Source organism: Yersinia mollaretii ATCC 43969, assembly GCF_013282725.1.
Classification (GTDB): Bacteria; Pseudomonadota; Gammaproteobacteria; order Enterobacterales; family Enterobacteriaceae; genus Yersinia; species Yersinia mollaretii.
Genome location: NZ_CP054043.1, coordinates 2,899,958 through 2,924,319, shown reverse-complemented (window position 1 = coordinate 2,924,319; position 24,362 = coordinate 2,899,958). Strand labels below are relative to the sequence as shown.

Sequence of the window (24,362 nt, the reverse complement as noted above, 5' to 3'; positions counted from 1 at the left end):
TATATTCCGTAACTCAGGACGATGACTATGCGCAATGTGACTTCACTTTGCTGGCAGTACCTGCGGGCTTTTGCCCTTATTTACCTCTGCCTATTTGTCGGTAAATTCGTGGCCTTGCTACTGCCCATCACTATCCCCGGCAGTATCATCGGTATGCTGATTCTGTTTACCCTACTCTCTTTGCAACTCTTGCCTTCAACTTGGGTCAAACCCGGATGCCAGATACTGATCCGCTACATGGCGCTGCTGTTTGTCCCGATCGGTGTCGGCGTGATGCAATATTACGACCAGCTCACCAAGCAATTCGGCCCGATTGTCGTCTCCTGCTTTGTCAGCACTCTGATTGTGATGTTAGTGGTGGGTTATAGCTCACATTATGTCCACCGCGAACGCAAGGTGATCGGTTCTCCAACTCAGACGGAGGATGACAAATGATCAGCAACTTGTGGTGGTCACTGCCACTGACCTTAATTGTGTTCTTCGGCGCGCGCTATCTGGCCCGCTGGCTGAAAATGCCACTGCTAAATCCATTACTGATATCTATGGTCGTGATCATCCCACTGCTGTTGGTGACACACATGCCCTATGCCAACTATTTTGCTGGCAGCAAAGTCCTGAATGACCTGCTACAGCCTGCGGTGGTGGCATTGGCTTTTCCGCTGTATGAACAGTTGCATCAAATCCGTGCGCGCTGGAAATCCATCATAACCATCTGTTTTATCGGCAGTATCACGGCTATGGTCAGTGGCACCGCTGTTGCCCTGTGGATGGGGGCAACCCCCGAGATTGCCGCGTCAGTATTACCTAAATCCGTGACAACCCCTATTGCCATGGCGGTAGCCGAATCTATTCATGGCTTGCCCGCCATCAGTGCAGTTTGTGTGATTTTTGTCGGGATTCTGGGGGCGGTCTTTGGTCACAGCTTGCTGAATGTATTGAAAATCACCACCAAAGCCTCACGAGGTTTGGCAATGGGGACCGCTTCCCATGCGCTGGGCACCGCCCGCTGTGCTGAATTGGACTATCAGGAGGGCGCGTTCAGCTCACTGGCGCTGGTTATTTGCGGGATTATCACCTCGTTGGTAGCCCCGTTCCTATTTCCGGTGCTGTTGCATCTATTTGGTTGATCCCCAGCTCCTGACGAGGATTTATCACCAGAATTAATGCATAAATTTGAGATACATCGCTCATTAGTCATTTTACTTGCATAGATTTCATACATAACGGGATCTACATCACACCATTAGCGCCCTAAGCTGCCTAAAATAGCTTCCCGTTACAATTGGAGAAAATCCCATGCAAGCACGTTTTCACGCCCCTTGGGCTGAGCTGCCCGCTGCACTGCAATCCGCACTTGAACCTATTCTGAGCGCAAACGATTTCCCTGCCATGCTGACCGCCGAGCAAGTGAAAACGGTAAAAGAGATCAGTGGGTTAGATGATGATGCGTTGGCTTTTGCCTTGTTACCCCTAGCGGCCGCCTGCGCACTGACGCCCATCTCCCACTTTATGGTCGGTGCCATTGCTCGCGGCAAAAGCGGCAATCTCTATTTCGGTGCCAATATGGAGTTCAGCGGCACGCCCTTGCAGCAAACTATCCATGCCGAGCAGTGTGCGGTCACTCACTCTTGGCTACGCGGTGAAGCGAGTCTGGTGTCGATTACAGTCAATTACACGCCTTGTGGTCATTGCCGCCAGTTTATGAATGAGCTAAACAGTGGCACTGACTTACATATTCATCTGCCCGGCCGCCCTGCGTCTACATTGGGTCACTATCTGCCAGATGCATTCGGCCCGAAAGATCTGGCTATCACCACCCTGCTGATGGACCCGGTAAACCATGGCTACTCTATCGCAGAAACCGACCCTCTGACGCAAGCCGCACTTGATGCTGCCAATCTCAGTCATGCCCCTTATAGCCTCTCTCACAGCGGTGTAGCTGTAGAGCTGGCGGATGGCACGATCTACACGGGCCGTTATGCTGAAAACGCAGCATTCAACCCTAGCCTGCCCCCGCTACAAGCAGCCTTGATTCTGACCAATCTGTCCGGCAAAGCCTGTGGCGCTATCCGCCGTGCCGTGCTGGTGGAGGGTAATAACGCAATATTAAGTCAGTGGGATGCCACTCATGCCACACTGGCGGCCTTGGGTTGCTCAGACGTCAGCCGCGTCACTTTTTAAGCTAATCTAAGTCAATTTTCTGGGGTTATATTGCTAACCCCAGTTCACCAAACAACACATTCCCGCCACTAATGACTAAATCTGCAAGATAACTCGCATTTCTACCAGTGCCCCACATATTTAACTAACAAAAGCTGTACATATTTCTCTTATCTTTTAGGATCGGGGGCAACTACCTGATAACGTCTAAGAGTAAAACTCATGGAACTTGAATACGAAAGTAAGCGCTCCCTCTATATCCCCTACGCCGGTCCTATCCTGTTAGAATTCCCTCTGCTGAACAAAGGCAGCGCCTTTACCAATGAAGAACGCAACCACTTCAACTTACACGGCTTGTTGCCGGAAGCGGTTGAAACCATTGAAGAGCAGGCAGAGCGTGCTTACCGCCAGTATCAGGATTTCAAAAACGACGACGATAAACATATCTATCTGCGCAACATTCAAGACACCAACGAAACCCTATTTTATCGCCTGTTGGAAGCGCATCTCAGCGAGATGATGCCGATTATCTACACGCCGACGGTCGGCGAGGCATGTGAACACTTCTCGGATATTTATCGCCGTGCACGCGGGCTATTTATCTCCTATCCCAATCGTGAACACATTGACGATATGCTGCAAAACGCCACCAAACAGAATGTTAAAGTGATCGTGGTGACCGACGGCGAGCGCATTCTCGGCCTGGGTGATCAGGGCATTGGCGGCATGGGCATTCCCATCGGTAAACTGTCATTGTATACCGCGTGTGGTGGTATCAGCCCAGCGTATACATTGCCCGTGGTATTAGATGTTGGCACCAACAACCCACAACGGCTGAATGACCCGCTGTATATGGGCTGGCGTCATCCGCGCATTTCCGGTGACGAATATTATGCTTTCGTCGATGAATTCATTCAGGCAGTAAAACGCCGCTGGCCGAATGTGTTGTTACAGTTTGAAGATTTTGCTCAGAACAATGCCACCCCGCTGCTGAACCGCTACCGCGATGAGCTGTGCTGTTTCAACGATGACATTCAAGGGACAGCCGCCGTCACACTCGGCAGCCTGATTGCCGCCAGCCACGCGGCAGGTAGCCAATTGCGCGACCAAACCGTCACCTTCCTCGGTGCTGGATCAGCGGGTTGCGGGATTGCAGAGCAGATCATCGCGCAGATGATCTCCGAAGGTCTGAGTGAAGAGCAAGCGCGTGGGCGGGTCTTTATGGTTGACCGCTTCGGCCTGCTAACTGATAAGCTGCCAAATTTGTTGGATTTCCAAAGCAAGCTGGTACAGAAAAGTGATGCGCTGCAACACTGGAATCTGGCCAGTGACTCAATTTCGCTGCTGGATGTGGTGTGCAATGCCAAACCCACCGTGCTGATTGGTGTATCAGGCCAACCAGGGCTGTTTACGGAAGAGCTGATCCGAGAGATGCACAAGCACTGCCCACGGCCAATTGTGATGCCACTCTCTAACCCAACATCGCGGGTTGAAGCACGGCCAGAAGATATCATCAACTGGACTGAGGGGGCCGCATTGGTCGCGACTGGCAGCCCATTCTCACCAGTCAGCTACAAAGAGAAACTCTATCCCATTGCCCAGTGCAACAACTCCTATATCTTCCCCGGTATTGGTTTAGGTGTGCTGGCATCCGGTGCCAAGCGCGTCACCGACGGTATGTTGATGGCCGCCAGCCGTGCATTAGCAGAGTGTTCACCACTGGCTCTCAACGGTGAAGGCGCGTTACTGCCTAATATCGATGATATCCAAGCCGTCTCAAAAACCATTGCGATGCAAGTCGGCAAAGCAGCACAACTGCAAGGTGTCGCCATTGTGACCTCAGAAGAAGCACTGGCGAAAGCCATTGAGCACAACTACTGGCAACCGCAGTACCGCACCTATAAACGGACTTCGTTCTAAACCTTATCCGGCCTGTGCTTCGGTATGGGCTGCCAGACCGCTGACAAACCTCAGCGACTTGACCTCAAGTGGTGAGGACAGGCAGAAGAGTAAAGCGTCCGCGCCAAGGATGGCGCGGCTCGAGCCTCCATGGATGGATCTACGGCGTCTTTACGATCTGCTTATCCTCACCATTCGAGCACTTTGTCAGTGATTCGGGTGATCGCGCGTAGCCAACACACCTGCGGCTTGAAAGAGGAAAATTATCCCCAATAGATTTCGAGTTGCAGGAAGGCGGCAAGCAAGAGACAAATTGGTTGTAAACCACTTTGAACAGCGCTTGCGCTGGCCCGCAGGGTGAGCCTCTGGTGAGGCTCATAATCCCGATGAGCTTACATCGGTAAGTGATTCGGGTGACCGAGCGCAGCCAACACACCTACGGCTTGAAAGATGATGGGGATCAGGTACAGTAGCCTTGAAATTATCACCAGTGAGCAGAATGCATCGAAGGCCCGAGAATGTGGAAACGCCTGATTATTAGCTTAATTATCATCGCAGGGTTGCTGATGGTCACAGCTATTGTGCTCGATCGCTGGATCAGTTGGAAAACAGCCCCCTTTATCTATGACGAACTACAAGATTTGCCCCATCGACAGGTTGGCGTGGTACTAGGCACCGCTAAATATTATCGCGCGGGTGGCATCAATCAGTTCTATAAATATCGTATTCAAGGTGCGATAAACGCGTATAATAGCGGCAAGGTCAGTTACTTGCTGCTCAGTGGTGATAACGCCCTGCAAAGTTATAACGAACCGATGACCATGCGCCGTGACTTGATCGCTGCGGGTGTCGCGCCAGCGGATATCGTGCTGGATTACGCCGGTTTCCGCACACTGGACTCCATTGTCCGCACCCGAAAAGTCTTTGACACCAATGATTTTATTATCATTACCCAGCGCTTCCACTGTGAACGGGCACTATTTATCGCCTTGCATATGGGGATTCAGGCGCAATGTTTCGCCGTACCATCCCCCAAAGATATGCTTAGCGTGCGGGTACGCGAAATCTTCGCCCGCCTCGGTGCACTATCCGATCTCTACCTCCTGAAACGTGAACCGCGCTTCCTCGGGCCATTAATCCCGATTCCGGCAGTACACGTCATACCGGATGATGCCCAAGGCTACCCCGCCGTCTCGCCTGAACAACTCGTCGAGCTAGAACACCGACTGGCGGCAGAGAAACAGAAAACCACCCCAACCCCAGAACCCGCGCCAAAATAAATTCTGGCTTGGTTTGGTTTTGCCTTTCTCTTTTGACCTAAAGCGCAATCAGAAATGATTACCGACAAAGATTGCGGGCCGAATGAGCCGCAAGGACAAATCTGCTGGGAGCAGATTTGAACGCTGTTTGCAGCGGCCCCAAAGGGGTGAGTCCCATGGATGGGACGAATATCCGGCGAAAGGGGCTGTCGAGCTGGGAGCGAGTCAGCCCCGGTTCGAATAGCCCGCAAACTGCCGGAGGGCACTGCAAACAGCAGTAATCTTTCGCGCCAGCGCGGGATTCCACAAGGGGGCCGCCGCCCCCTTTGGCGGTTGGTACATCGGAGATCAAGTGAGCCGTGAAGCTCTGACAACCGAACATAAGCACCAAGCATTTATCCCAAGCATCAGCACCAAATCATCAACCGAAACCTGCTCCCCCTCACCTTTGTCCCAAAAACGCCCCCACATCCGCCTCAACCTCCCCCATCTCCTGCAACAACTGCAACGTCTCCAGTGCCTCATCCTCATCCAACCGACTCATGGCAAACCCCACATGCACCAGCACCCAATGGCCGATCAATGCGGCACTGGCCTGCGCATCCTCGGCCACCAGCATAATATTGACACTGCGCCGCACGCCGCACACATCAACCCAAGCCGTGCCCGCCTGCGTCTCATCCAATGCCACAATTTGCCCCGGAATGCCTATACACATAATCTGACCTCGGTGTCAGCCCATCGCCCTGTTTCAGCAAGAAAAAGTAAATTCATTGCACCTCCAGCCGCTTAATCATCACCCCATCATCCGCTGCACCAATTCGTAAGTGGCTACCCGCGCACAATGGGCAGCGCGTCACTTTGCTGCTGAGTAAATTAACGTCCTGCTGGCAATCATGGCACCACACCTGCGACGGCTGTTGGCTCAGGTGCAAAACACAGCCCTCCGCCATCGTGCCACGGCACACCAGCTCAAAACAGAACGTCAATGCCTGCGGCTCGACACAGGAAAAGGCCCCAGTTTCCAACCACACCCCGGTAATCCGCTGCGCGCCATGCAGTCGGGCCTGCTGCTCCATCAAGGTAATGGCGTTTTGGCACAAGGTGATCTCATGCATGAGTGTGCTGCTCCTGTAGTGATCTCTCTCGCCAAAGCGATGCAAAGAAGATGCCAGCAATACAGTGCTTTTTCACTGTTTATCACTCCACATAACATACTGATAAATAAAGCCATTAATCAGATTGGATAGATTGGAAATTCATCAGGTAAATAATCACTGTCGAAGTGTCATCACCGAGCAGGGTTTTCGTCACTAATGTCGACATTCTGGGTGGCAATCATCCTGTTTTGACGGCCTTTTACCTCTCGACGCACTCTCTGTAATTGACCGCCCCCCCAGCCGGAGGGTCTCTACAGGGCTTTTTCCACCGCCGCTGCCGTACTGGCACAAAATATGCTTTAGAGCTGGGAAATGATCGCTATCAGCCTGACTGTCACCAGATTTTTGTCCCGGAGGGTATGGCTATGAACCGCTTTGTGATTGCGGAGCCGAGGCTTTGTATTGGATGCAACACCTGCATGGCTGCATGCAGCCAAGTGCATAAAGCCGAGGGTTTACAAGAGCATCCCAGATTGACCGTGATGCGTAACGCCACGGTGACGGCACCGATTCTCTGTCGCCACTGCGAGGATGCGTGGTGTGCTCGAGTTTGCCCAGTCAATGCCATCACCCTGACCAATAACTCGGTTGAATTGGATGAGACCACCTGTATCGGCTGCAAGCTTTGTGGCATCGCCTGCCCATTTGGTGCTATCACCCCTGCGGGCAGTAAACCCTTGGCGGTGCCAGACACTTTCCCGGAATACATTCCGATGAGCGAACTCTCCGATGTGCCGTTCAGCCCAGCCAATATGAACCCCTTCCTTGCTTGGAATGCGGGGGTGCGCACCGTGGCGGTGAAATGTGATTTATGCCACTTCCGGCCTGAAGGGCCAGAGTGTGTACGGGTCTGCCCGACCCATGCTTTGATGCTGGTGGATGAGCAGAGCATCGAGCTGGCGAATCAGGCTAAACGCATGGCGGCGGCTCGTTGGTTTGCCAATGACCTGCCCTTTATGGCCGTGGACGGCTCGCCCACCCTCTCTCACGAGGAGCAGAAAAGATGATGACGTCGCTGGAGCTATTGTGGCTCTCTTTATTGCTCTATCTAGCGGGCGCGCTGCTCTCCCTGCTGTTAGCACGGCGCGAAACGCTGGCGATTTATGCCTCGGGGCTGGCGTCGCTGCTTGGCGGTGTAGCGGGTCTGTTGGCCGCCGCCCCCACCTTACTGGGTGGCGGGATTATTACCTTCGTCACGGCGGGTCCATTCCCCTTCGCGGCATTCAGTCTACGACTTGACCCCTTGGCCGCCTTTATGTTGCTGGTCATTTCATTGCTGGTAGTGATAACCGCACTCTACTCATTGGCTTATGTGCAGGAGTACAAAGGGCGCGGGGCGTGGGCGATGGGGGTATTTATGAATCTCTTCATCGCCTCGATGGTGGCGCTGGTGGTGGTGGATAACGCTTTCTATTTCATCATTTTCTTCGAGATGATGTCACTGGCCTCCTATTTCTTGGTGATCTCCGATCAGGATGACGATGCTATCAGTGCGGGCTTGCTCTACTTTCTGATTGCCCATGCCGGTTCGGTGCTGATTATGATTGCCTTCTTCCTGCTCTATCGTCTCAGTGGCAGTCTGGAGTTTGCTGCTTTCCGGCAGGCCAATCCGCAACCCATCATGGCCTCGATCATCTTCTTGTTGGCCTTTTTCGGTTTTGGTGCCAAAGCGGGGATGTTGCCACTCCACGGCTGGCTGCCGCGTGCGCACCCCGCCGCCCCCTCTCATGCCTCGGCCCTGATGTCCGGTGTGATGGTGAAAATCGGTATTTTCGGCATCATCAAAGTGGGCATTGATCTACTCGGTGCCAGCCAACTCTGGTGGGGCGTGGTAGTGCTGGGATTCGGCGCGGTCTCCTCGGTGTTGGGGGTGCTGTATGCACTGGCCGAGCACGATATCAAACGACTGCTGGCTTATCACACAGTCGAAAATATCGGCATTATCCTGATGGGCGTCGGGGTCGGCATGATAGGGATTGCCAGCCACCAGCCCATATTGGCCGCCCTTGGCCTGCTCGGCGCGCTCTACCATCTGCTCAACCACGCCGTTTTCAAAGGGCTGCTGTTCCTCGGCGCGGGTGCCGTGATTTACCGCGTCCACACCAAAGATATGGAGAAGATGGGCGGACTCGCCAGAGCCATGCCTTACACCGCGCTGGCCTTTTTGGTCGGCTGTATGGCTATCTCGGCCCTGCCGCCGTTTAATGGTTTCGTCAGTGAATGGTTCACCTATCAATCACTGTTTACCATGACCCAAGAGGGCAATTTTATCATTCGTCTCGCTGGGCCGATTGCCATTGTGATGCTGGCGATCACTGGCGCACTGGCGGCGATGTGCTTCGTCAAAGTGTACGGCATCAGCTTCTGCGGCCTGCCGCGCACAGAAAAAGCATCCCTTGCGCGGGAAGTCCCGTGGCCAATGACCACCGCCATGCTGCTGCTGGCGTTGCTCTGTTTGCTGTTGGGGATAGGTGCTACCCAGGTGGCTCCGGTCATTGGCCGCATTGCCGCTAGCCTGATAGCCGCACCGTCAGTGTCGACTTTACAAGTGGCACAAGGCGCGGTGCTGTTCCCGCAACAGAGTTCTCAGGCGATGCTCTCCACCCTCGCTATCTTCTTCGGTTTACTGATCTTGCCGCTGGTGATTTTGCTGGTCGCCAGCCTCTACAAAGGCAGCCGTCTGGCATTTCGTCATGGCGGCGACCCTTGGGCTTGCGGCTATGCCTACGAGCAGGCAATGACCGTCTCCGCAGGGGGCTTTACTCAGCCGCTGCGGGTGATGTTCGCCCCGCTCTACCGGATGCGCAAAAAGCTGGATCCCGCCCCGATGATGCAGAGTGCGCTGGAGCACTCCATCAGCGGCGCGACGCGGGTGGAACCGCTATGGGACGACAAAATTGTGGCCCCGCTTATCCGCTTGATCCAATGGCTCAGCCAGCGAATTCAATGGCTGCAACAGGGTGATTTCCGCCTCTACTGTCTGTATGTGGTCGCCGCGCTGGTGATTCTGCTGATTGTGGCGGCGATTTAAGGAGACGAGCAATGCCAACTACTGATATGCCGACAGTCTCTATGATGGCCTTCGCCTTTGGGCAGGCGCTTTTCATGCTGGCGCTGGCACCGCTGATGTCGGGTATCTCCCGCATGGTGAAAGCCCGAATGCACTCCCGCCGTGGGCCGGGGGTGCTGCAAGAGTATCGTGATTTAGCCAAGCTGCTGAAACGGCAAGATGTGGCTCCGGCCAACGCGGGCATTATTTTCCGCCTGATGCCCTATGTGCTGCTGGGCAGTATGTTGCTGATTGCCATGGCGCTGCCGATTTTCACTCTGTCATCGCCATTTGGCGTGGCGGGCGACTTGATCGCCCTGCTCTACCTGTTCGCACTGTTCCGCTTCTTCTTCTCACTGGCGGGTCTGGACAGCGGCAGCATCTTCGCCGGTATCGGGGCCAGCCGTGAGCTAACTCTGGGCGTGCTGGTCGAACCGACCCTGATCCTCTCCCTGTTAGTGGTCGGGCTGATTGCCGGCTCCACCAATATCGGCACCATCAGCACCGCCCTGTCGGAGGGCCACTGGCAGTCGCCGACCGCCACCGCGCTGGCGCTGCTGGCCTGTGGTTTCGCGGTATTTATCGAGATGGGAAAAATCCCGTTTGATGTCGCCGAAGCGGAGCAAGAGCTACAGGAGGGGCCGCTGACAGAGTACTCCGGCGCATCGCTGGGGCTGGTCAAATGGGGCATCAGCCTAAAACAGGTGGTGGTGGCACAGTTATTCCTTGCGGTGTTTATCCCGTTCGGCAAGCTGGCGGTGCTCAGCGGGCCGGGTCTGTTATGGGCGCTGGTGGCTTGCGTGGTCAAATTGGCGCTGCTGTTTGTCCTCGCCTCCCTCGTGGAAAACAGTATCGCCCGTGGGCGCTTCCTGTTGACCTCCCGTATTACCTGGCTGGGGTTTGGTGTTGCCACCCTATCCTTGGTTTTCTATCTCACCGGTCTTTAAGGAGCTAATAAACCCATCATGGAGAACATGGCTCTTATGAATATAGCCCTTATGAATACGGCCTTTGCGACTATATTGGTCCCGTTTGCCGGGGCGATCCTCACCGCCTGTCTACCTCAGCGCATGGCGAAATGGTCCTGTAGCCTCTTTGCGCTACTGGCCACCTTGGGGACGGTGCTGTTGGCCTATGGCTACTTAACCGGCGGGAAGATTGATGTCACCTTTGATCTGATTCATTACGGTGATATGGCGCTATTCGGCCTGACGATCGACCGTATCAGCACCCTGATTGCTTTCGCCGTGGTCTTCCTCGGGCTGCTGGTGAGCATCTACTCCACCGGTTATTTGACACTGGGCAACCGCGAGCATCCACACGAAGGCACCAACCGCTACTACGCGCTGCTGCTGGTATTCATCGGTGCAATGGCTGGCTTGGTTTTATCATCCACCCTGCTGGGCCAGCTCTTCTTCTTTGAAATCACGGGCGGCTGCTCATGGGGCTTGATTGGTTACTACCAGAGCCAAAAGTCACTGCGATCCGCACTCAAAGCGCTGTTAGTAACCCATGTGGCGGCCATCGGCCTCTACTTGGCGGCGGCGGTGCTGCTGGTCAATACGGGCACCTTTGCCCTGACGGCGCTGGCACAACTGGATCACACCACTAAGATCATCGTGTTCGGCGGCATCTTGTTCGCCGCGTGGGGGAAATCAGCTCAGCTACCGCTGCATATCTGGTTGCCCGATGCGATGGAAGCGCCCACCCCCGTCAGCTCCTATCTTCACGCGGCCTCGATGGTCAAAGTGGGCGTCTATATCTTCGCCCGCGCCATCTACTCCGCAGGTGATGTGCCGCAGATTATCGGTACTGTGGGTATGGTGATGGCGGTTATCACGCTGATTTATGGCTTCTTTATGTATCTGCCGCAAAAAGATATGAAACGGCTGCTGGCCTACTCCACCATTACCCAGCTCTCCTACATCTTCTTCGCGCTGTCACTGTCGGTCTACGGCTCGAAAATGGCCTTTGACGGCGGCATTGCTTACATCTTCAACCATGCTTTCGCCAAGAGCCTGTTCTTCTTGGTCGCGGGGGCGCTGAGCTACAGTTGTGGCACCCGCATGTTGCCGAAACTCAAGGGCATGATGGGCAAAATGCCGCTGCTGGGGGTGGGATTCTGTGTCGCCGCACTGGCGATCACCGGGGTACCGCCGTTCAACGGCTTCTTCAGCAAATTCCCTATTTTCGCCGCGGGCTTCTCGCTCTCTCACGAACATTGGCTGCTAATACCGCTGCTGGTATTGGCGTTGATTGAGTCGGTGGCGAGTTTCGGCTGGTTCCTCTACTGGTTCGGGCAGACCGTGCCCGGTAAGCCATCCGAGGCGATCGCCAGTGCCAAACCGCTGCCGCTGGCGATGCAGGGGGTGCTGGTGATTTTGGTGATCATGTCAGTGTGCTCAAGCTTCATTGCCGTCGCCTGGCTCGGATAAGGGAGTAAAAAATCATGACCGGAACACCATTACTCATCAACACTCTTGTCGTCAACAATCTGGCTGGGCTGCTGATCATCACCTCGCTGCTGGTGATTATCGTGAAGAAACCCGCCACTTCAGCGCTGTTTTATGCCTTGCAGTCGCTGGTGTTAGTGCTGATTTTTCTGGTATTGGCCGAGACACTCAACGCCCACGAACTGTACCTCTGGTCGCTCACCGCCTTTATCACCAAGGTGGTGCTGGTGCCGTGGATTATGTACCGCGCCTTTCGCCAGATGGAGGACCCCAAAGCTAACGGCGGGGTGATTGGCACCGCCAGCCTGATTTTTATCGCCGCCATCATCATCTTGCTGAGCTACTTCGTAGTCGAGCCGGTGCAGTTGCCGATGGTCAGCGCGCTGAAACCCGCACTGGCAGTCTCTCTGGGGCATTTCCTGATTGGCCTGCTCTGTATCGTTACCCAGCGCAATATCCTGAAAAATATCTTTGGTTACTGCCTGATGGAGAATGGCGCGCATTTGATGCTGGCGCTGCTGGCCTTCCGCGCACCGGAGCTGGTCGAGATTGGCATTGCCACTGATGCTATTTTCGCGGTGATTGTGATGACGTTCATGGCGCGCAAGATTTACCGCACGCTGCACACGCTGGATGTTAAACAACTGACGGCGCTAAAGGGGTAATGAAATGAGTCATACTGACCTGCTGTTATTGCTGCTGGCGATACCGCTAATCACCTCACTGCTGGCCTTTGCCTGTCGCGCCTTGGGCAGTGCCGCCCGCATGGCAACCACTGGGGTTCATTTTGTCGGTATCAGTCTGTTGCTAGTCGTGGCCTTGACGGTGGTGTGTCGGGTGGCGCTCGGCGGAGACATTCTGGCCGCCCATGATTGGCTGCATATCGACAGCCTCAGTGCCCTGTTCCTCGCCATTCTGGGCATTATCGGTTTTATCACTGGCCTCTACTCCCTCGGCTATATGCGCCATGAAGTGAATAATGGCGAAATCACCGTGGGCACCCTGTGCAACTATTATGGTTTCTTCCATCTATTCCTGTTCACCATGCTGCTGGTGGTCACCAGCAATAACCTGATTCTGATGTGGGTGGGCATCGAAGCCACCACCCTCAGCTCAGCCTTTTTGGTGGGGCTATATGGTCAGCGATCCTCACTGGAGGCGGCTTGGAAGTACATTATTATCTGTACCGTGGGGGTGGCATTCGGGCTGTACGGCACGGTGTTGGTGTATGCCAATGCCGCCAATGTACTGGCGGATCCGGGGAGCGCCATTTTCTGGACCGTAGTCTCCGAGCACGCCAAAGAGCTAGACCCCAGCCTGATGCATTTGGCCTTTGTCTTTATCCTAATTGGCTTTGGCACCAAAACTGGCCTGTTCCCGATGCATTCATGGCTACCGGATGCCCACAGTGAAGCACCTAGCCCCACCAGCGCCTTGCTATCGGCGGTGCTGCTCAACTGCGCCCTGCTGGTAATCATCCGCTACTACATCATTATCAGCGCCGCCATCGGGCCGCACTTCCCGCAAATGCTGCTGTTGGTGTTCGGCATGATGTCGGTGGCGGTCTCCGCGTTCTTTATTCTGGCGCAGCGCGATATGAAACGTCTGCTGGCCTACTCCAGTGTCGAGAACATGGGGCTTATCGCCGTGGCGCTGGGAATTGGTGGCCCGCTGGGGGTGCTGGCTGCACTGTTCCACACCTTGAATCACAGTCTGGCGAAAACCTTGCTGTTCTGTGGCTCCGGTAACGTGCTGCTGAAATATGGCACGCGGGATATGGGGGCGATTAAAGGCATTATTCGTGTCGCTCCACTTACCGCCGTGTTATTGGCCGGGGGCGCATTGGCGCTGGCGGGGATGCCGCCATTTAATGTGTTTATCAGCGAATTTATGGTGGTGGCAGCGGCGATTAAAGCCGGGCATATCGGGTTGGTGATTGCACTGCTCTTGCTGCTGACACTGGTGCTGGCCGGATTGGTGCGCATGATTGCCAGCACCGTGCTGGGCACCCCGCCGGAAGCGGTCAGCAAAGGTGAACTGGGGATTCTCACTACCGCGCCGATGGTGATCTTATTGCTGCTGATGCTGCTACTGGGGGTGCATATTCCCTCGCCAGTGACCCGCTTACTGACTGATGCGACACAAATTGTGCTCAAAGGCGACAACAGCGCCCCTATTGAGCAACCCTTTCTGTTGCCGTGGCAATCGCGCCCCCCAATAACAGAGATTTCTCCGGCGGCCCCTTCTGTCGCTGAGACGCAAACCGCCCTGCAACTTACCCCGACACGTCAGGAGATGTAACGTGACTCACGAAACGCCCATTTCAGCTATTCCGGCTTCAGGCCAGCCCGTTTCAGGTCAGCCACACGGCGGTGAAAAATTAGGTGCCGCCTATGTGGCCCGCCTACGTGAACAATTTCCGACGGCGATCCTTGATGAGGAGTGGCAGACCCACGACCAATTGACTATCACCATTAAGCTCAACAGCCTGCCGGAGGTGGTGGAGCACCTCTATTATCAGCAAGGCGGCTGGCTATCGGTGTTGTTCGGCAATGATGAGCGCACTCTAAATGGCTATTTTGCCATTTACTATGTGCTGTCGATGGAGGGCCGCGAACAGTACGGCGCGGAGACTGGCAAACACTATGGTGACAAGTGCTGGGTGATCGTCAAAGCGCTGATCAGCCCCGAACGGCCTGAGTTCCCGTCAGTGACACCGCGCGTTCCGGCGGCCGTCTGGGGTGAGCGCGAAGTGCGCGATATGTATGGCCTGCAACCGGTGGGTCTGCCCGATGAGCGCCGTTTAGTGCTGCCCGATGATTGGCCGGATGACCTCTATCCGCTGCGCAAAGACACCATGGATTATCGCCAGCGCCCCACCCCCACGGGGGATACCGAAACTTATCAGTTTGAAAATGAAGCGGGCAGTAGCAGCCGCGTAGTGCCGATCGGCCCGATGCACATCACCTCCGATGAGCCGGGCCACTTCCGCCTGTTCGTCGATGGCGAAGACATTATTGATGCCGACTACCGCCTGTTTTATGTCCATCGCGGCATGGAAAAATTGGCTGAAACCCGCATGGGCTACAACGACGTCACTTTCCTCTCTGACCGCATTTGCGGCATTTGCGGCTTCACTCACAGTGTGGCCTACACCTCGTCGATTGAGAATGCACTGGGCATTATCGTGCCGCCACGGGCGCAGATGATCCGCACCATTTTGCTGGAGGTGGAGCGGCTGCACAGTCATCTGCTCAATATTGGCCTCTCTTGCCACTTTGTCGGTTTTGATACCGGTTTTATGCAGTTTTTCCGCGTGCGCGAGAAAGCCATGACCATCGCCGAGATGCTGACCGGAGCGCGTAAAACCTACGGCCTGAATCTGATTGGCGGGGTGCGCCGCGATATTCTAAAAGCCGACCGCCTCAAAACCCTTCAGTTGGTGGCCGAGATGCGCGCCGATATCGGCCAGTTGGTGGATATGCTGATGAGCACCGCCAACATTGAGCAGCGCACCGTGGGGGTGGGCCTGTTGGATCGCAAAATTGCCCGCGATTTCAGCCCGGTCGGCCCGATGATCCGCGCCAGTGGTTATGCCCGTGATATGCGCCACGACCACCCCTACGCCAACTATGCCAACGTGCCGAAAGAGCTGTTTAGCTTGGAGGGTTGCGACGTGAATTCGCGCCTGTTGGTGCGGGTGCGCGAGTTCTTTGACTCGCTGGTGATGATTGAATATGGCCTGAACCATATGCCGGGCGGCCCGTTACTGGAGGAGAAGGTCCACTATCAGCCGTACAAATTTGCTCTCGGTTTCTCCGAAGCCCCCCGTGGCGAAGATGTTCACTGGAGCATGACCGGCGACAACCAGAAACTGTTCCGCTGGCGCTGCCGTGCCGCCACCTATGCCAATTGGCCAGTGCTGCGCTATATGCTGCGTGGCAATACCGTCTCTGATGCGCCGCTGATTATTGGCAGCCTCGATCCTTGCTACTCCTGTACTGACCGGGTCACTTTGGTGGATGTGCGCAAGCAGAAATCCGTCACCGTGCCGTACAAAGAGATCGAGCGTTATGGCATCGAGCGCACTCATTCGCCGCTCAAATAGAGGGATGAAGAATGTTAAAACTGTTTAAAATCCTGCGAAAAGTCGGCGATACCACGGTGAAATACCCGTTTAAGCCGCTCGAGGTCAGTCAGGGTTTTCGTGGCAAACCCCAATATGATGCCGAGCAGTGCATTGCATGTGGCGCGTGCACCCTCGCCTGCCCGGCGAATGCACTGACGATGGAGACCGATATCGCCAACGGAACTCGCCAGTGGCAGTTGTTCCTCGGGCGCTGCATTTTCTGTGGCCGTTGTGAGGAGGTCTGCCCGACGCGCGCCATTGTGCTGTCACAAGAGTTCGAGCTGGCGGTGTTCAACAAAGCGGATCTCTATCAACGCGCCAGCTTCACCCTCGCCCATTGCCAGCAGTGCCAGAGCGCTTTCGCACCGAAAAAAGAGGTGGATTATGTCATGGCACTGCTGATTCATTCGGGGATGAGTGCGGAGGATATTGAGCAGCAACGGCCCCATTTTGAAACCTGCCCGGAGTGCAAGCGTCAACAGAATATTGTCATCAATCACAATGTGATACTCAATCCGCACCCTGATGAGGGGAGTCACCTATGAGTCAGCCAACGCCAACAAAATCTATCTGGGGGCATCATGTTAGCCAGCCCGTGCCACTGGACCCCGCTGTCGCGCAGTTAAAAAGCAAACTGCTGAAAGATATCAAGCGCTCCGCCTATGTCTATCGGGTGGATTGCGGTGGCTGCAACGGCTGCGAAATTGAGATTTTCTCCTCGATTACGCCGCTGTTCGACACCGAGCGCTTCGGTATCAAAGTGGTCGCCTCGCCGCGCCATGCGGATATTTTGCTGTTCACCGGGGCTGTCACTCGCGCCATGCGTAGCCCGGCACTGCGCGCTTATGAATCTGCGCCTGATCCTAAAATCTGTGTCTCTTACGGCGCTTGCGGTTGTGGCGGCGGCATCTTCCACGACCTCTATTGTGTCTGGGGCGGCAGTGACACCATTGTACCGATTGATGTTTATATCCCCGGCTGCCCGCCGACCCCTGCCGCCACTATTTATGGCTTTGCGGTAGCACTCGGCCTGTTGGAGCAGAAACTCAAGGGGGAGGATCATCAGGAGGCAGCCGACGAGCGGGTGGCACTGATTCACCCGGATGCGCCGCTGACACTGCGCGTGTTGCTGGAGCGCGAAGCCCGCCGCATGGCGGGATATCGTCACGGGCGGGAGATCACCGATCGCTTTTTGTCACTGCTGGTCAATCAGCCCTTGCAGGGGTTAGATCAGCGCTGCCAGAGCTACCTCAGCCAGCAAGATGATCCGCGCTTGAGCGAGATCTTTGCTTGCCTACAACAGATAGCCATGATGCAACTGGCAGGAGGTGTCACCTATGAGCGCTAAGGTGATTTTCTATGCGCTGAACCAGAAGTTCCTCGACAGTGACGACGACATGCCCGAGCAGGCGCGGCAGGTGATGTATTACTCCTTGGCGATCGGCCACCATGTGGGGGTGATTGATTGCCTGAAAGCGATATTGGCCTGCCCGCTGGCAGAGTATGAGCAGTGGTTTAGCCAACTCCCTGAGGGTGAAGCGCGCCGCAAAATGGCGGGCCTGCTGAAGTTTGGTGAGATCACCATCGACAGTACCCATACCCAATTGCTGGCGAAAGCCTTTGCGCCACTGGCTGAAGACGCGGCCTCGCTGCACCAGCCATGGAGCCAACAACTGCTGCAAATTCTGTACGATATCGAGCAGGAACCGGCCATCTACTTAATGGTGAAACGCCGCCCATGAGCTATCCCAATACAGTCACTAATGTCGTTTTAACCGTCGGCAACAGCATGATGGGTGATGATGGCGCAGGCCCGTTGTTGGCCGAGCGCATGACTCAGCAGCCCTTAACCGATTGGCAGGTAATCGACGGCGGTTCAGCACCGGAAAACGTAGTGCATCGTGTCCGCGCCTTGCAACCCTCGCGGCTGATTATTGTTGATGCAGCGGAGATGGAGCTGGCCCCAGGGGAGATTCGAATCATTGACCCGGAGCGGATTGCTGAGATGTTCATCATGAGCACCCATAATTTGCCGCTCAATTTTTTGATCGATCAGCTCAAGGAGGATATCCGCGAGGTAATTTTTGTCGGCATCCAACCGACATTGGTCGCGTTCTACTTCCCGATGACTGATATCGTCAAACAGGCGGTGGAGATCGTCTATCAACAGCTACCCCACTGGCAGGGTGACGGCGGTTTCGCGCATCTATAGATCAGTGACGGCGTGGCGTCGTCAAATTTGCCGACGTCACACCCGCCGACAGTTCCCCCAGCTCTCTTCGCCAATCACCAAAACTGATTAATCCTTTATAAAACAATAGCATTCATTCACTTTCATGTCACAGGACCAACTTGGCATAAACCATGCAACATGTGGGTGAATGTATTCAAGTCAGTGATTCGGACGCGCGAGCGCAGCCAACACATCTGCGGTTTGAAAGATGACAACAGAGTTACCCAATAGATTTCAAAGTGCAGGAAGGCGGCAAATGAGTGAATCCCGATGAGCTGACATCAGTCAGTGATTCGGGTGAACGAAAGCAGCCAACACACCTGCAATTTGAAAGATGACAACAGAGTTACCCAATAGATTTCAAAGTGCAGGAAGGCGGCAAATGAGTGAATCCCGATGAGCTGACATCAGTCAGTGATTCGGGTGAACGAAAGCAGCCAACGCATCTGCGGTTTGAAAGATGACAATAGAGTTACCCAATAGATTTCAAAGTGCAGGAAGGCGGCAAGTGAGAGAGTCCCGATGAGCTGACATCAGTCAGTGATTCGGGTGAACGAAAGCAGCCAACGCATCTGCGGTTTGAAAGATGAAGGGTAAGGAGAAAGCAATGAACCGATTCATAATAGCCGACCCCAAAAAATGCATCGGCTGTCGCACCTGCGAGGTCGCCTGCGTGCTGGCACACAATGGTGGCCGATTGGAGACCATGACCAAGGCCAATTTTGCCCCACGACTGAAAGTGGTCAAGGGGTTGAATGTCAGTACCACCATTATGTGCCGTCACTGCGAAGACGCTCCTTGCGCCAATGTCTGCCCCAACGGCGCGATTATTCGGGCGGCGGACAGCATTCAGGTGCTGCAAGAGAAGTGCATTGGCTGCAAAACCTGCGTCGTGGCCTGTCCCTATGGGGCCATGAATGTAGTGACCAAACAGGTCGAAGTCATGTTCAACGGCCTCTCGCAGGGCTTTTGCCTCAAAGCCGAAGCGCAAAAATGTGATTTGTGCGAAGGGCGTGCGGCTGGCCCCGCCTGTATCTCGGTTTGCCCCACTCACGCGCTCCATATGATTGGCCGCGACACTATGCAAGCCATGCTGCGCAAAAAACAGATGCGCGCCGCGCTGGATGAAGCTAACGAGATGAATTTTTAAGCCGATATTGCCGCAACTTTAGAAGCTAACGAGACAATTAGCCAAAGTTATTGGAGTTGCAGCAAGGCAGCAATTGAGCGAATCCCGATGAGCTGACTCAAGTCAGTGATTCGGGTGAACGAGAGCAGCTAACACCGCTGCGGCTTCAAGAACGAAGGATAATTAATAATGTATAAGGCACTCACTGTCTGTCCCTACTGTGGTTCCGGCTGCAAAATCAACTTACTGGTTGAAAACGGTAAAGTCGTTGGCGCGGAAGGCGCTAATGGGGTCACCAATCAAGGCGAACTCTGCCTGAAAGGCTACTACGGCTGGGATTTCCTCAATGATACCAAGCTGCTGACGCCACGCCTGAAACAGCCGATGATCCGTCGCCAAAAAGGCGGCAAACTGGAAGCGGTCTCTTGGGATGAAGCCATCGAGTTTGCCAGTAGCAAACTGCGGGCTATCAAAGAAAAATATGGCCCAGAAGCCATTATGCACACCGGTTCCTCCCGTGGGCCGGGCAATGAAACCAACTATGTGATGCAAAAATTTGCCCGCGCAGTGACCGGCAGCAACAACATTGATTGCTGCGCTCGCGTGTGTCACGGGCCGTCAGTGGCGGGTCTGCAAGTGACTCTGGGCAATGGCGCGATGAGCAACTCCATCTGTGAGATTGAAGACACAAAATGCATTTTAGTGTTTGGCTACAATGCCGCCGACTCCCACCCGATCGTCGCCCGCCGCATCCTCAAAGCCAAAGAGAAAGGGGCAAAAGTCATTGTCTGCGACCCGCGCCATATCGAAACAGCACGGATTGCGGACCTGTGGCTACCGCTGAAAAATGGCTCGAATATGGCACTGGTCAATGCCTTTGCCAATGTGCTGATTACTGAAGAGTTATACGATAAAGATTATGTATCGCGCTATACCGAGGGTTTCGATGAATATCGCGAGATTGTCGCCAAATACACCCCGGAATATGTCGAGAGCATCACGGGCCTACCCGCGCAGACCATCCGCGAAGCCATGCGCATCTATGCCGCCGCCCCTTCGGCCACTATTTTGTGGGGCATGGGGGTGACTCAATGGGGTCAAGGCGTGGATGTGGTTAAGGGATTATCAGGATTGGCGCTGCTGACCGGCAACCTCGGTCGCCCCAATGTGGGTGTCGGCCCGGTTCGTGGGCAGAATAATGTGCAAGGTGCCTGCGATATGGGTGCACTGCCCAATATGTACCCCGGCTACCAACCTGTCACTGATCCCGCCACACTGGCGAAGTTTGCCAAAGCATGGGGCGTCCCTTCCCTGTCCGACAAAATTGGTTATTCACTGACTGACGTGCCGCACAAAGTGAAAGAGGGAAAAATCAAAGCCAACTACGTGATGGGCGAAGATCCGCTGCAAACTGAGCCGGATCTGTCGATGATGCGCGAAGCTTTCAGCGAGTTGGAGCTGCTGATTGTGCAAGATATTTTCATGACCAAAACCGCCGCCGAGGCGGATGTGATTTTCCCTGCTACCTCGTGGGGAGAGCATGAGGGGGTCTATTCCGCCGCCGACCGGGGTTTCCAGCGCTTTGAAAAAGCGGTTGATGCTCAAGGAGATGTGAAACCGGATTGGGAGATCATCAGCTTGATGGCCACCGCTCTTGGCTATCCGATGAAGTATCACAATACCAAAGAGATTTGGGATGAACTGCGCGAACTATGCCCGCTGTACTATGGCGCAACCTACGAGAAAATGGCTGGATTGGGCTATATTCCGTGGCCCTGTACCACCGAAGATAGCCCCGGTACACCGTGGTTATATGCCGGTAATAAGTTTGACCGCCCCGGCGGTAAAGGATTGCTGTTTGCCAGTGAGTGGCGTGCGCCTATGGAGCTGGTGGATGACGCGTATCCACTGGTGCTCTGTACCGTGCGCGAAGTAGGCCACTACTCTTGTCGCTCAATGACCGGTAACTGCTCAGCGCTGCAAACATTGGCTGATGAGCCGGGTTATGTGCAAATCAGTCCGCAGGATGCAGATAAAATGCAGTTGCGGGATCAACAGCTGGTCTGGGTTGAATCGCGGCGCGGCAAGGTGATCACGCGGGTTTCGGTCAGTGAGCGCATTAATGTCGGTGCGGTCTATATGACTTACCAGTGGTGGATTGGTGCCTGCAATGAATTGACGCTGGACCATCTTGATCCGATCTCCAAAACGCCAGAGTACAAATATTGTGCAGTGAAGCTGGAAGCCATACCAGATCAAGGATGGGCGGAGAATTATGTTCAGCAAGAGTATAGCCAGTTGAAGGCACGCCTACGGCGGGAGGTTGAAGCTTAACGGCGACTTCGCTCCTGATATGTATTGTGAGCCAAGGGTTGACCACGCCTAGGGGCACTTCGGCGGTTTACACCGCGACGACCCCAACGGCGTGTTTCCCCTTGGTTCAACTTTATAGATCATCTGCCCTGACAAAAATAGGCTTACTCCGCCATCCCATCTTCTTCTTCGATACTTTTTACTGATATTCCGAGTCGCTGCATGCGGGATAACAAGGTGGTACGTTTTAACCCCAGCTTAATGGCTGCCCCTTTGGCACCCGCGACCACCCCGTTGGTTTCACGTAATACGCGAATAATGCGCGCCCGCTCAGACTCTGAAAACTCCGGCTCTTCGCTTTCCGGTAATAGCGGCCTGCGAATGGTCCGTTCTGGGGTGGGTTTGGTCACTTCTAGCGGCGATAAATGATATTCCAGCTCTTGTAACTGCAAATTCAGCGTGGTGCCTCGGCTGAGGATCACCGCCCGTTCAATCACATTTTCCAGTTCGCGAATATTCCCCGGCCAAGGTAAACGGCTGAGTAAACGTAATGTTTCACTGGGAATCGTATCGATGACGCGATTCATGCGTTTGGCTATTTTCTGAGTGAAGAATTTCACTAATAGGGGGATATCTTCTGGCCGCTCACGCAGCGGGGGGATCACAATAGGAAAAACATTGAGTCGATAATAGAGATCACTGCGGTATTCTCGATTAACCATCATCAATTTTAAATCACGATTGGTTGCCGCAATTAGCCGTACATCAACCGGAATAATTTTACTGCCCCCCAAGCGCTCTATTTCCCGCTCTTGTAATACCCGCAGGAGTTTCGGTTGCAGTTCAAGGGGAATATCCCCGACTTCATCAAGAAATAGTGTCCCGCCATCGGCCATCTCAAACCGACCAATACGCTGTGCTGATGCTCCGGTATAAGCGCCCTTCTCATGACCAAACAGGTCGCTCTCCATTAAGCCAGAGGGAATCGCCGCACAGTTCATTTTCACCATGCGCTTATTCTTACGGGTACTTAAATTATGGATTGCACGAGCAATTAACTCTTTACCGGTGCCGGTTTCGCCGAGAATCAAAACCGTGCAGTCACTGGAAGCCACCATTTCGACCTGTTCCAGCACCGCTTTAATACCGGCGCTATGACCAATTATCTCGCCAAACTCCTCATTATGAATAATCTGATCCGTCAGATAGAGATTTTCATTGACCAGTGAGTCTTTCAGGCGGGTAATTTCGTTATAAGCCAAGGCATTATCGACGGCGATAGCAATACGGGCCGCAATTTGTCGTAATAACTTGAGATTGCTGTCGGTGAAAATATCACTCTGACATTGCGCCAGTTTTAATATGCCCAGCATCTTATGGCCGAAAAAAAGGGGCAGCAAACAAACCACCTGCAAACCCTCATCCAGCATACTCGCCAGTTGCTTATCTTCGGGTGCCAAGAGCGAGATATCCGCCAGATTTACCAGTAATAACTCCCGACTGTGTAACACCTGCCCGGTTAAAGTGCCGGTGATATCGATCCAAGCTTGCTGATGCTGCACCGTTTTACCTATTTGGTAGCGGGTAGAAAAAACATTCAGCTTATTTTTATCGTCTTGGGTGCCACATATTGCCAGACTGATGTAATCGATATTGAAAAAGCGATGTATCTCTTTCGAAACCTCGGCTGCTAATACATCCAATTCCAGTTTAGAAATAACCGTATTGGTGACATCGACTAATATCCGGTAGTGATCCCGCTCAAAGCGCAGTTTTTCACGTTCAGAGCAGGCTCGGCTTATTTCAGCGATATTATCCACCGCGATAGCAACCACATCAGACAGTAATCCCAGAAAGATAATGGCTTGTTCATCAAACTCACTGTCATCGGTCTTAATAAACTCAACACAGCCTGACCAGTGATTATCATGGCCCAAGGGAAAATGACAGCCCGCTTTTAGTGCCTGATAAGGCTCTAAATTGCAGACAGCCGAAAACTCCCGTTGCATACGCTGATGATCACTCCGCAACGGTATTTGTTGTTGCCATGCCAGAGCGCCTGGCCCTTCTGCAAACAGGATATTTTGTGCTCCCACGACGGTGTTGGTGGCATCATCATGGGTATAAAGAGTCATTTGGTTGTACAGCGGGTTAAGCAGCAATAAATTGACACGCTGAAAACGCACGATAGAAAAAGAGAGCTTTCTTAGCTCATTCACTAAATCGGTGATATCTCGGAGTAATAATAATCTTTTCGATACCGCAAACAGGGTATCTTGCCAAACCTGAGCCAATGTGGGACGGGGTAGTTTTTTTGCGCTATCCATTATATTCCCAACGTCATTCAGCCCAAAAATAGATAACAGTTACTTTAAGATATTGAAATCAGAATATATATATTAACCCGCGATAAGCTTGATCTGGGTTAATAAACAACTTCATCTGTAATTATTGATTCTCCCGCCTATTGAAATCACGTCTCATTTACATCGAAAATCAAACATTGAGTTATCTAGCGTTACACCTCACAAGAGTTAGTGTAATCTTGCACCATCGCTATATAAATATATGCATATCG

21 protein-coding genes are annotated in these 24,362 nt (G+C 53.8%); 18 read left to right on the top strand and 3 right to left on the bottom strand.

Features of this window, described 5'->3' with window-relative positions; genetic code table 11:
• Positions 1-27: 27 nt before the first annotated feature.
• From HRD69_RS12875 to sanA, 5 genes are all read left to right on the top strand, one after another.
• Positions 28-435: a CidA/LrgA family protein gene (locus HRD69_RS12875; RefSeq protein WP_032813101.1), complete on the top strand. Its 408-nt coding sequence runs from the start codon at positions 28-30 to the stop codon at positions 433-435.
• Positions 432-1,127, top strand: coding sequence for a CidB/LrgB family autolysis modulator (locus tag HRD69_RS12870; protein ID WP_032813102.1), 696 nt, complete (start codon positions 432-434; stop codon positions 1,125-1,127). Before HRD69_RS12875 ends, HRD69_RS12870 begins: the two co-directional genes overlap by 4 nt.
• 169 nt (positions 1,128-1,296) lie before the next feature.
• Positions 1,297-2,181 (top strand): cytidine deaminase, encoded by an 885-nt coding sequence (gene cdd / locus HRD69_RS12865; RefSeq protein WP_004873681.1) that lies wholly within the window; start codon positions 1,297-1,299, stop codon positions 2,179-2,181.
• Between the two features lie 201 nt (positions 2,182-2,382).
• On the top strand, positions 2,383-4,080 hold the full coding sequence (locus HRD69_RS12860) for an NAD-dependent malic enzyme (protein WP_004873682.1): 1,698 nt from the start codon (positions 2,383-2,385) through the stop codon (positions 4,078-4,080).
• A gap of 497 nt (positions 4,081-4,577) precedes the next feature.
• Positions 4,578-5,339: an outer membrane permeability protein SanA gene (gene sanA / locus HRD69_RS12855; RefSeq protein ID WP_004877817.1), complete on the top strand. Its 762-nt coding sequence runs from the start codon at positions 4,578-4,580 to the stop codon at positions 5,337-5,339.
• A 421-nt stretch (positions 5,340-5,760) separates the two neighbouring features.
• Here the strand turns inward: sanA and HRD69_RS12850 are convergent, their stop codons facing one another.
• Complete coding sequence (locus HRD69_RS12850; protein WP_004877814.1) at positions 5,761-6,036, bottom strand: HypC/HybG/HupF family hydrogenase formation chaperone; 276 nt, start codon at positions 6,034-6,036, stop codon at positions 5,761-5,763.
• Between the two features lie 52 nt (positions 6,037-6,088).
• Positions 6,089-6,436 carry a hydrogenase maturation nickel metallochaperone HypA gene (gene hypA / locus HRD69_RS12845; protein WP_004877812.1) on the bottom strand — a complete coding sequence of 116 codons (348 nt, stop codon included), beginning with the start codon at positions 6,434-6,436 and terminating at the stop codon, positions 6,089-6,091.
• 407 nt (positions 6,437-6,843) lie between these two features.
• On the opposite strand from hypA, the gene HRD69_RS12840 reads away from it, so the two are divergent.
• From HRD69_RS12840 to fdhF, 13 genes are all read left to right on the top strand, one after another.
• A complete protein-coding gene (locus HRD69_RS12840) occupies positions 6,844-7,485 on the top strand; it encodes a 4Fe-4S dicluster domain-containing protein (protein ID WP_032815538.1) in 642 nt (213 codons plus the stop codon).
• Positions 7,482-9,509, top strand: a complete 2,028-nt coding sequence (hyfB, locus tag HRD69_RS12835) for a hydrogenase 4 subunit B (protein ID WP_032815537.1) — start codon at positions 7,482-7,484, stop codon at positions 9,507-9,509. The genes HRD69_RS12840 and hyfB overlap by 4 nt, the downstream gene beginning before the upstream one ends.
• An 11-nt stretch (positions 9,510-9,520) precedes the next feature.
• The gene (locus HRD69_RS12830; RefSeq protein ID WP_032815536.1) at positions 9,521-10,474 is read left to right on the top strand and encodes a respiratory chain complex I subunit 1 family protein; all 954 of its coding nucleotides are present in this window, start codon (positions 9,521-9,523) and stop codon (positions 10,472-10,474) included.
• 36 nt (positions 10,475-10,510) lie between these two features.
• A complete protein-coding gene (locus HRD69_RS12825; RefSeq protein ID WP_425273813.1) occupies positions 10,511-11,962 on the top strand; it encodes a hydrogenase 4 subunit D in 1,452 nt (483 codons plus the stop codon).
• Between the two features lie 14 nt (positions 11,963-11,976).
• The gene (gene hyfE / locus HRD69_RS12820) at positions 11,977-12,645 is read left to right on the top strand and encodes a hydrogenase 4 membrane subunit (RefSeq protein WP_004877802.1); all 669 of its coding nucleotides are present in this window, start codon (positions 11,977-11,979) and stop codon (positions 12,643-12,645) included.
• Between the two features lie 4 nt (positions 12,646-12,649).
• Positions 12,650-14,281 carry a hydrogenase 4 subunit F gene (locus HRD69_RS12815; RefSeq protein WP_004877801.1) on the top strand — a complete coding sequence of 544 codons (1,632 nt, stop codon included), beginning with the start codon at positions 12,650-12,652 and terminating at the stop codon, positions 14,279-14,281.
• Between the two features lies 1 nt (position 14,282).
• Positions 14,283-16,088 (top strand): hydrogenase large subunit, encoded by a 1,806-nt coding sequence (locus tag HRD69_RS12810; protein ID WP_004877798.1) that lies wholly within the window; start codon positions 14,283-14,285, stop codon positions 16,086-16,088.
• Between the two features lie 11 nt (positions 16,089-16,099).
• Positions 16,100-16,654 carry a hydrogenase 4 subunit H gene (gene hyfH / locus HRD69_RS12805; RefSeq protein ID WP_004877795.1) on the top strand — a complete coding sequence of 185 codons (555 nt, stop codon included), beginning with the start codon at positions 16,100-16,102 and terminating at the stop codon, positions 16,652-16,654.
• Positions 16,651-17,457 (top strand): NADH-quinone oxidoreductase subunit B family protein, encoded by an 807-nt coding sequence (locus HRD69_RS12800; RefSeq protein WP_032815531.1) that lies wholly within the window; start codon positions 16,651-16,653, stop codon positions 17,455-17,457. Before hyfH ends, HRD69_RS12800 begins: the two co-directional genes overlap by 4 nt.
• On the top strand, positions 17,447-17,851 hold the full coding sequence (locus HRD69_RS12795) for a formate hydrogenlyase maturation HycH family protein (protein WP_032815530.1): 405 nt from the start codon (positions 17,447-17,449) through the stop codon (positions 17,849-17,851). The genes HRD69_RS12800 and HRD69_RS12795 overlap by 11 nt, the downstream gene beginning before the upstream one ends.
• Positions 17,848-18,321, top strand: a complete 474-nt coding sequence (hycI, locus tag HRD69_RS12790) for a hydrogenase maturation peptidase HycI (RefSeq protein WP_032815529.1) — start codon at positions 17,848-17,850, stop codon at positions 18,319-18,321. The genes HRD69_RS12795 and hycI overlap by 4 nt, the downstream gene beginning before the upstream one ends.
• A 628-nt stretch (positions 18,322-18,949) precedes the next feature.
• Complete coding sequence (locus HRD69_RS12785) at positions 18,950-19,492, top strand: 4Fe-4S binding protein (RefSeq protein WP_032815704.1); 543 nt, start codon at positions 18,950-18,952, stop codon at positions 19,490-19,492.
• 168 nt (positions 19,493-19,660) lie between these two features.
• Complete coding sequence (fdhF, locus tag HRD69_RS12780; RefSeq protein WP_004876281.1) at positions 19,661-21,805, top strand: formate dehydrogenase subunit alpha; 2,145 nt, start codon at positions 19,661-19,663, stop codon at positions 21,803-21,805.
• Positions 21,806-21,948: 143 nt separating this feature from the next.
• Here fdhF and flhA read toward each other — a convergent pair whose 3' ends face one another.
• Positions 21,949-24,111, bottom strand: a complete 2,163-nt coding sequence (gene flhA, locus HRD69_RS12775; RefSeq protein WP_004876283.1) for a formate hydrogenlyase transcriptional activator FlhA — start codon at positions 24,109-24,111, stop codon at positions 21,949-21,951.
• Between the last annotated feature and the right edge of the window lie 251 nt (positions 24,112-24,362).

What these genes read in the sequence shown, in the direction of transcription:
- HRD69_RS12875 (WP_032813101.1), top strand. Translation starts at nt 28, where the DNA reads ATGCGCAATGTGACTTCACTTTGCTGGCAGTACCTGCGGGCTTTTGCC.
- HRD69_RS12870 (WP_032813102.1), top strand. Translation starts at nt 432, where the DNA reads ATGATCAGCAACTTGTGGTGGTCACTGCCACTGACCTTAATTGTGTTC.
- cdd (WP_004873681.1), top strand. Translation starts at nt 1,297, where the DNA reads ATGCAAGCACGTTTTCACGCCCCTTGGGCTGAGCTGCCCGCTGCACTG.
- HRD69_RS12860 (WP_004873682.1), top strand. Translation starts at nt 2,383, where the DNA reads ATGGAACTTGAATACGAAAGTAAGCGCTCCCTCTATATCCCCTACGCC.
- sanA (WP_004877817.1), top strand. Translation starts at nt 4,578, where the DNA reads ATGTGGAAACGCCTGATTATTAGCTTAATTATCATCGCAGGGTTGCTG.
- HRD69_RS12850 (WP_004877814.1), bottom strand. Translation starts at nt 6,036, where the DNA reads ATGTGTATAGGCATTCCGGGGCAAATTGTGGCATTGGATGAGACGCAG.
- hypA (WP_004877812.1), bottom strand. Translation starts at nt 6,436, where the DNA reads ATGCATGAGATCACCTTGTGCCAAAACGCCATTACCTTGATGGAGCAG.
- HRD69_RS12840 (WP_032815538.1), top strand. Translation starts at nt 6,844, where the DNA reads ATGAACCGCTTTGTGATTGCGGAGCCGAGGCTTTGTATTGGATGCAAC.
- hyfB (WP_032815537.1), top strand. Translation starts at nt 7,482, where the DNA reads ATGATGACGTCGCTGGAGCTATTGTGGCTCTCTTTATTGCTCTATCTA.
- HRD69_RS12830 (WP_032815536.1), top strand. Translation starts at nt 9,521, where the DNA reads ATGCCAACTACTGATATGCCGACAGTCTCTATGATGGCCTTCGCCTTT.
- HRD69_RS12825 (WP_425273813.1), top strand. Translation starts at nt 10,511, where the DNA reads ATGAATATAGCCCTTATGAATACGGCCTTTGCGACTATATTGGTCCCG.
- hyfE (WP_004877802.1), top strand. Translation starts at nt 11,977, where the DNA reads ATGACCGGAACACCATTACTCATCAACACTCTTGTCGTCAACAATCTG.
- HRD69_RS12815 (WP_004877801.1), top strand. Translation starts at nt 12,650, where the DNA reads ATGAGTCATACTGACCTGCTGTTATTGCTGCTGGCGATACCGCTAATC.
- hyfH (WP_004877795.1), top strand. Translation starts at nt 16,100, where the DNA reads ATGTTAAAACTGTTTAAAATCCTGCGAAAAGTCGGCGATACCACGGTG.
- HRD69_RS12800 (WP_032815531.1), top strand. Translation starts at nt 16,651, where the DNA reads ATGAGTCAGCCAACGCCAACAAAATCTATCTGGGGGCATCATGTTAGC.
- HRD69_RS12795 (WP_032815530.1), top strand. Translation starts at nt 17,447, where the DNA reads ATGAGCGCTAAGGTGATTTTCTATGCGCTGAACCAGAAGTTCCTCGAC.
- hycI (WP_032815529.1), top strand. Translation starts at nt 17,848, where the DNA reads ATGAGCTATCCCAATACAGTCACTAATGTCGTTTTAACCGTCGGCAAC.
- HRD69_RS12785 (WP_032815704.1), top strand. Translation starts at nt 18,950, where the DNA reads ATGAACCGATTCATAATAGCCGACCCCAAAAAATGCATCGGCTGTCGC.
- fdhF (WP_004876281.1), top strand. Translation starts at nt 19,661, where the DNA reads ATGTATAAGGCACTCACTGTCTGTCCCTACTGTGGTTCCGGCTGCAAA.
- flhA (WP_004876283.1), bottom strand. Translation starts at nt 24,111, where the DNA reads ATGGATAGCGCAAAAAAACTACCCCGTCCCACATTGGCTCAGGTTTGG.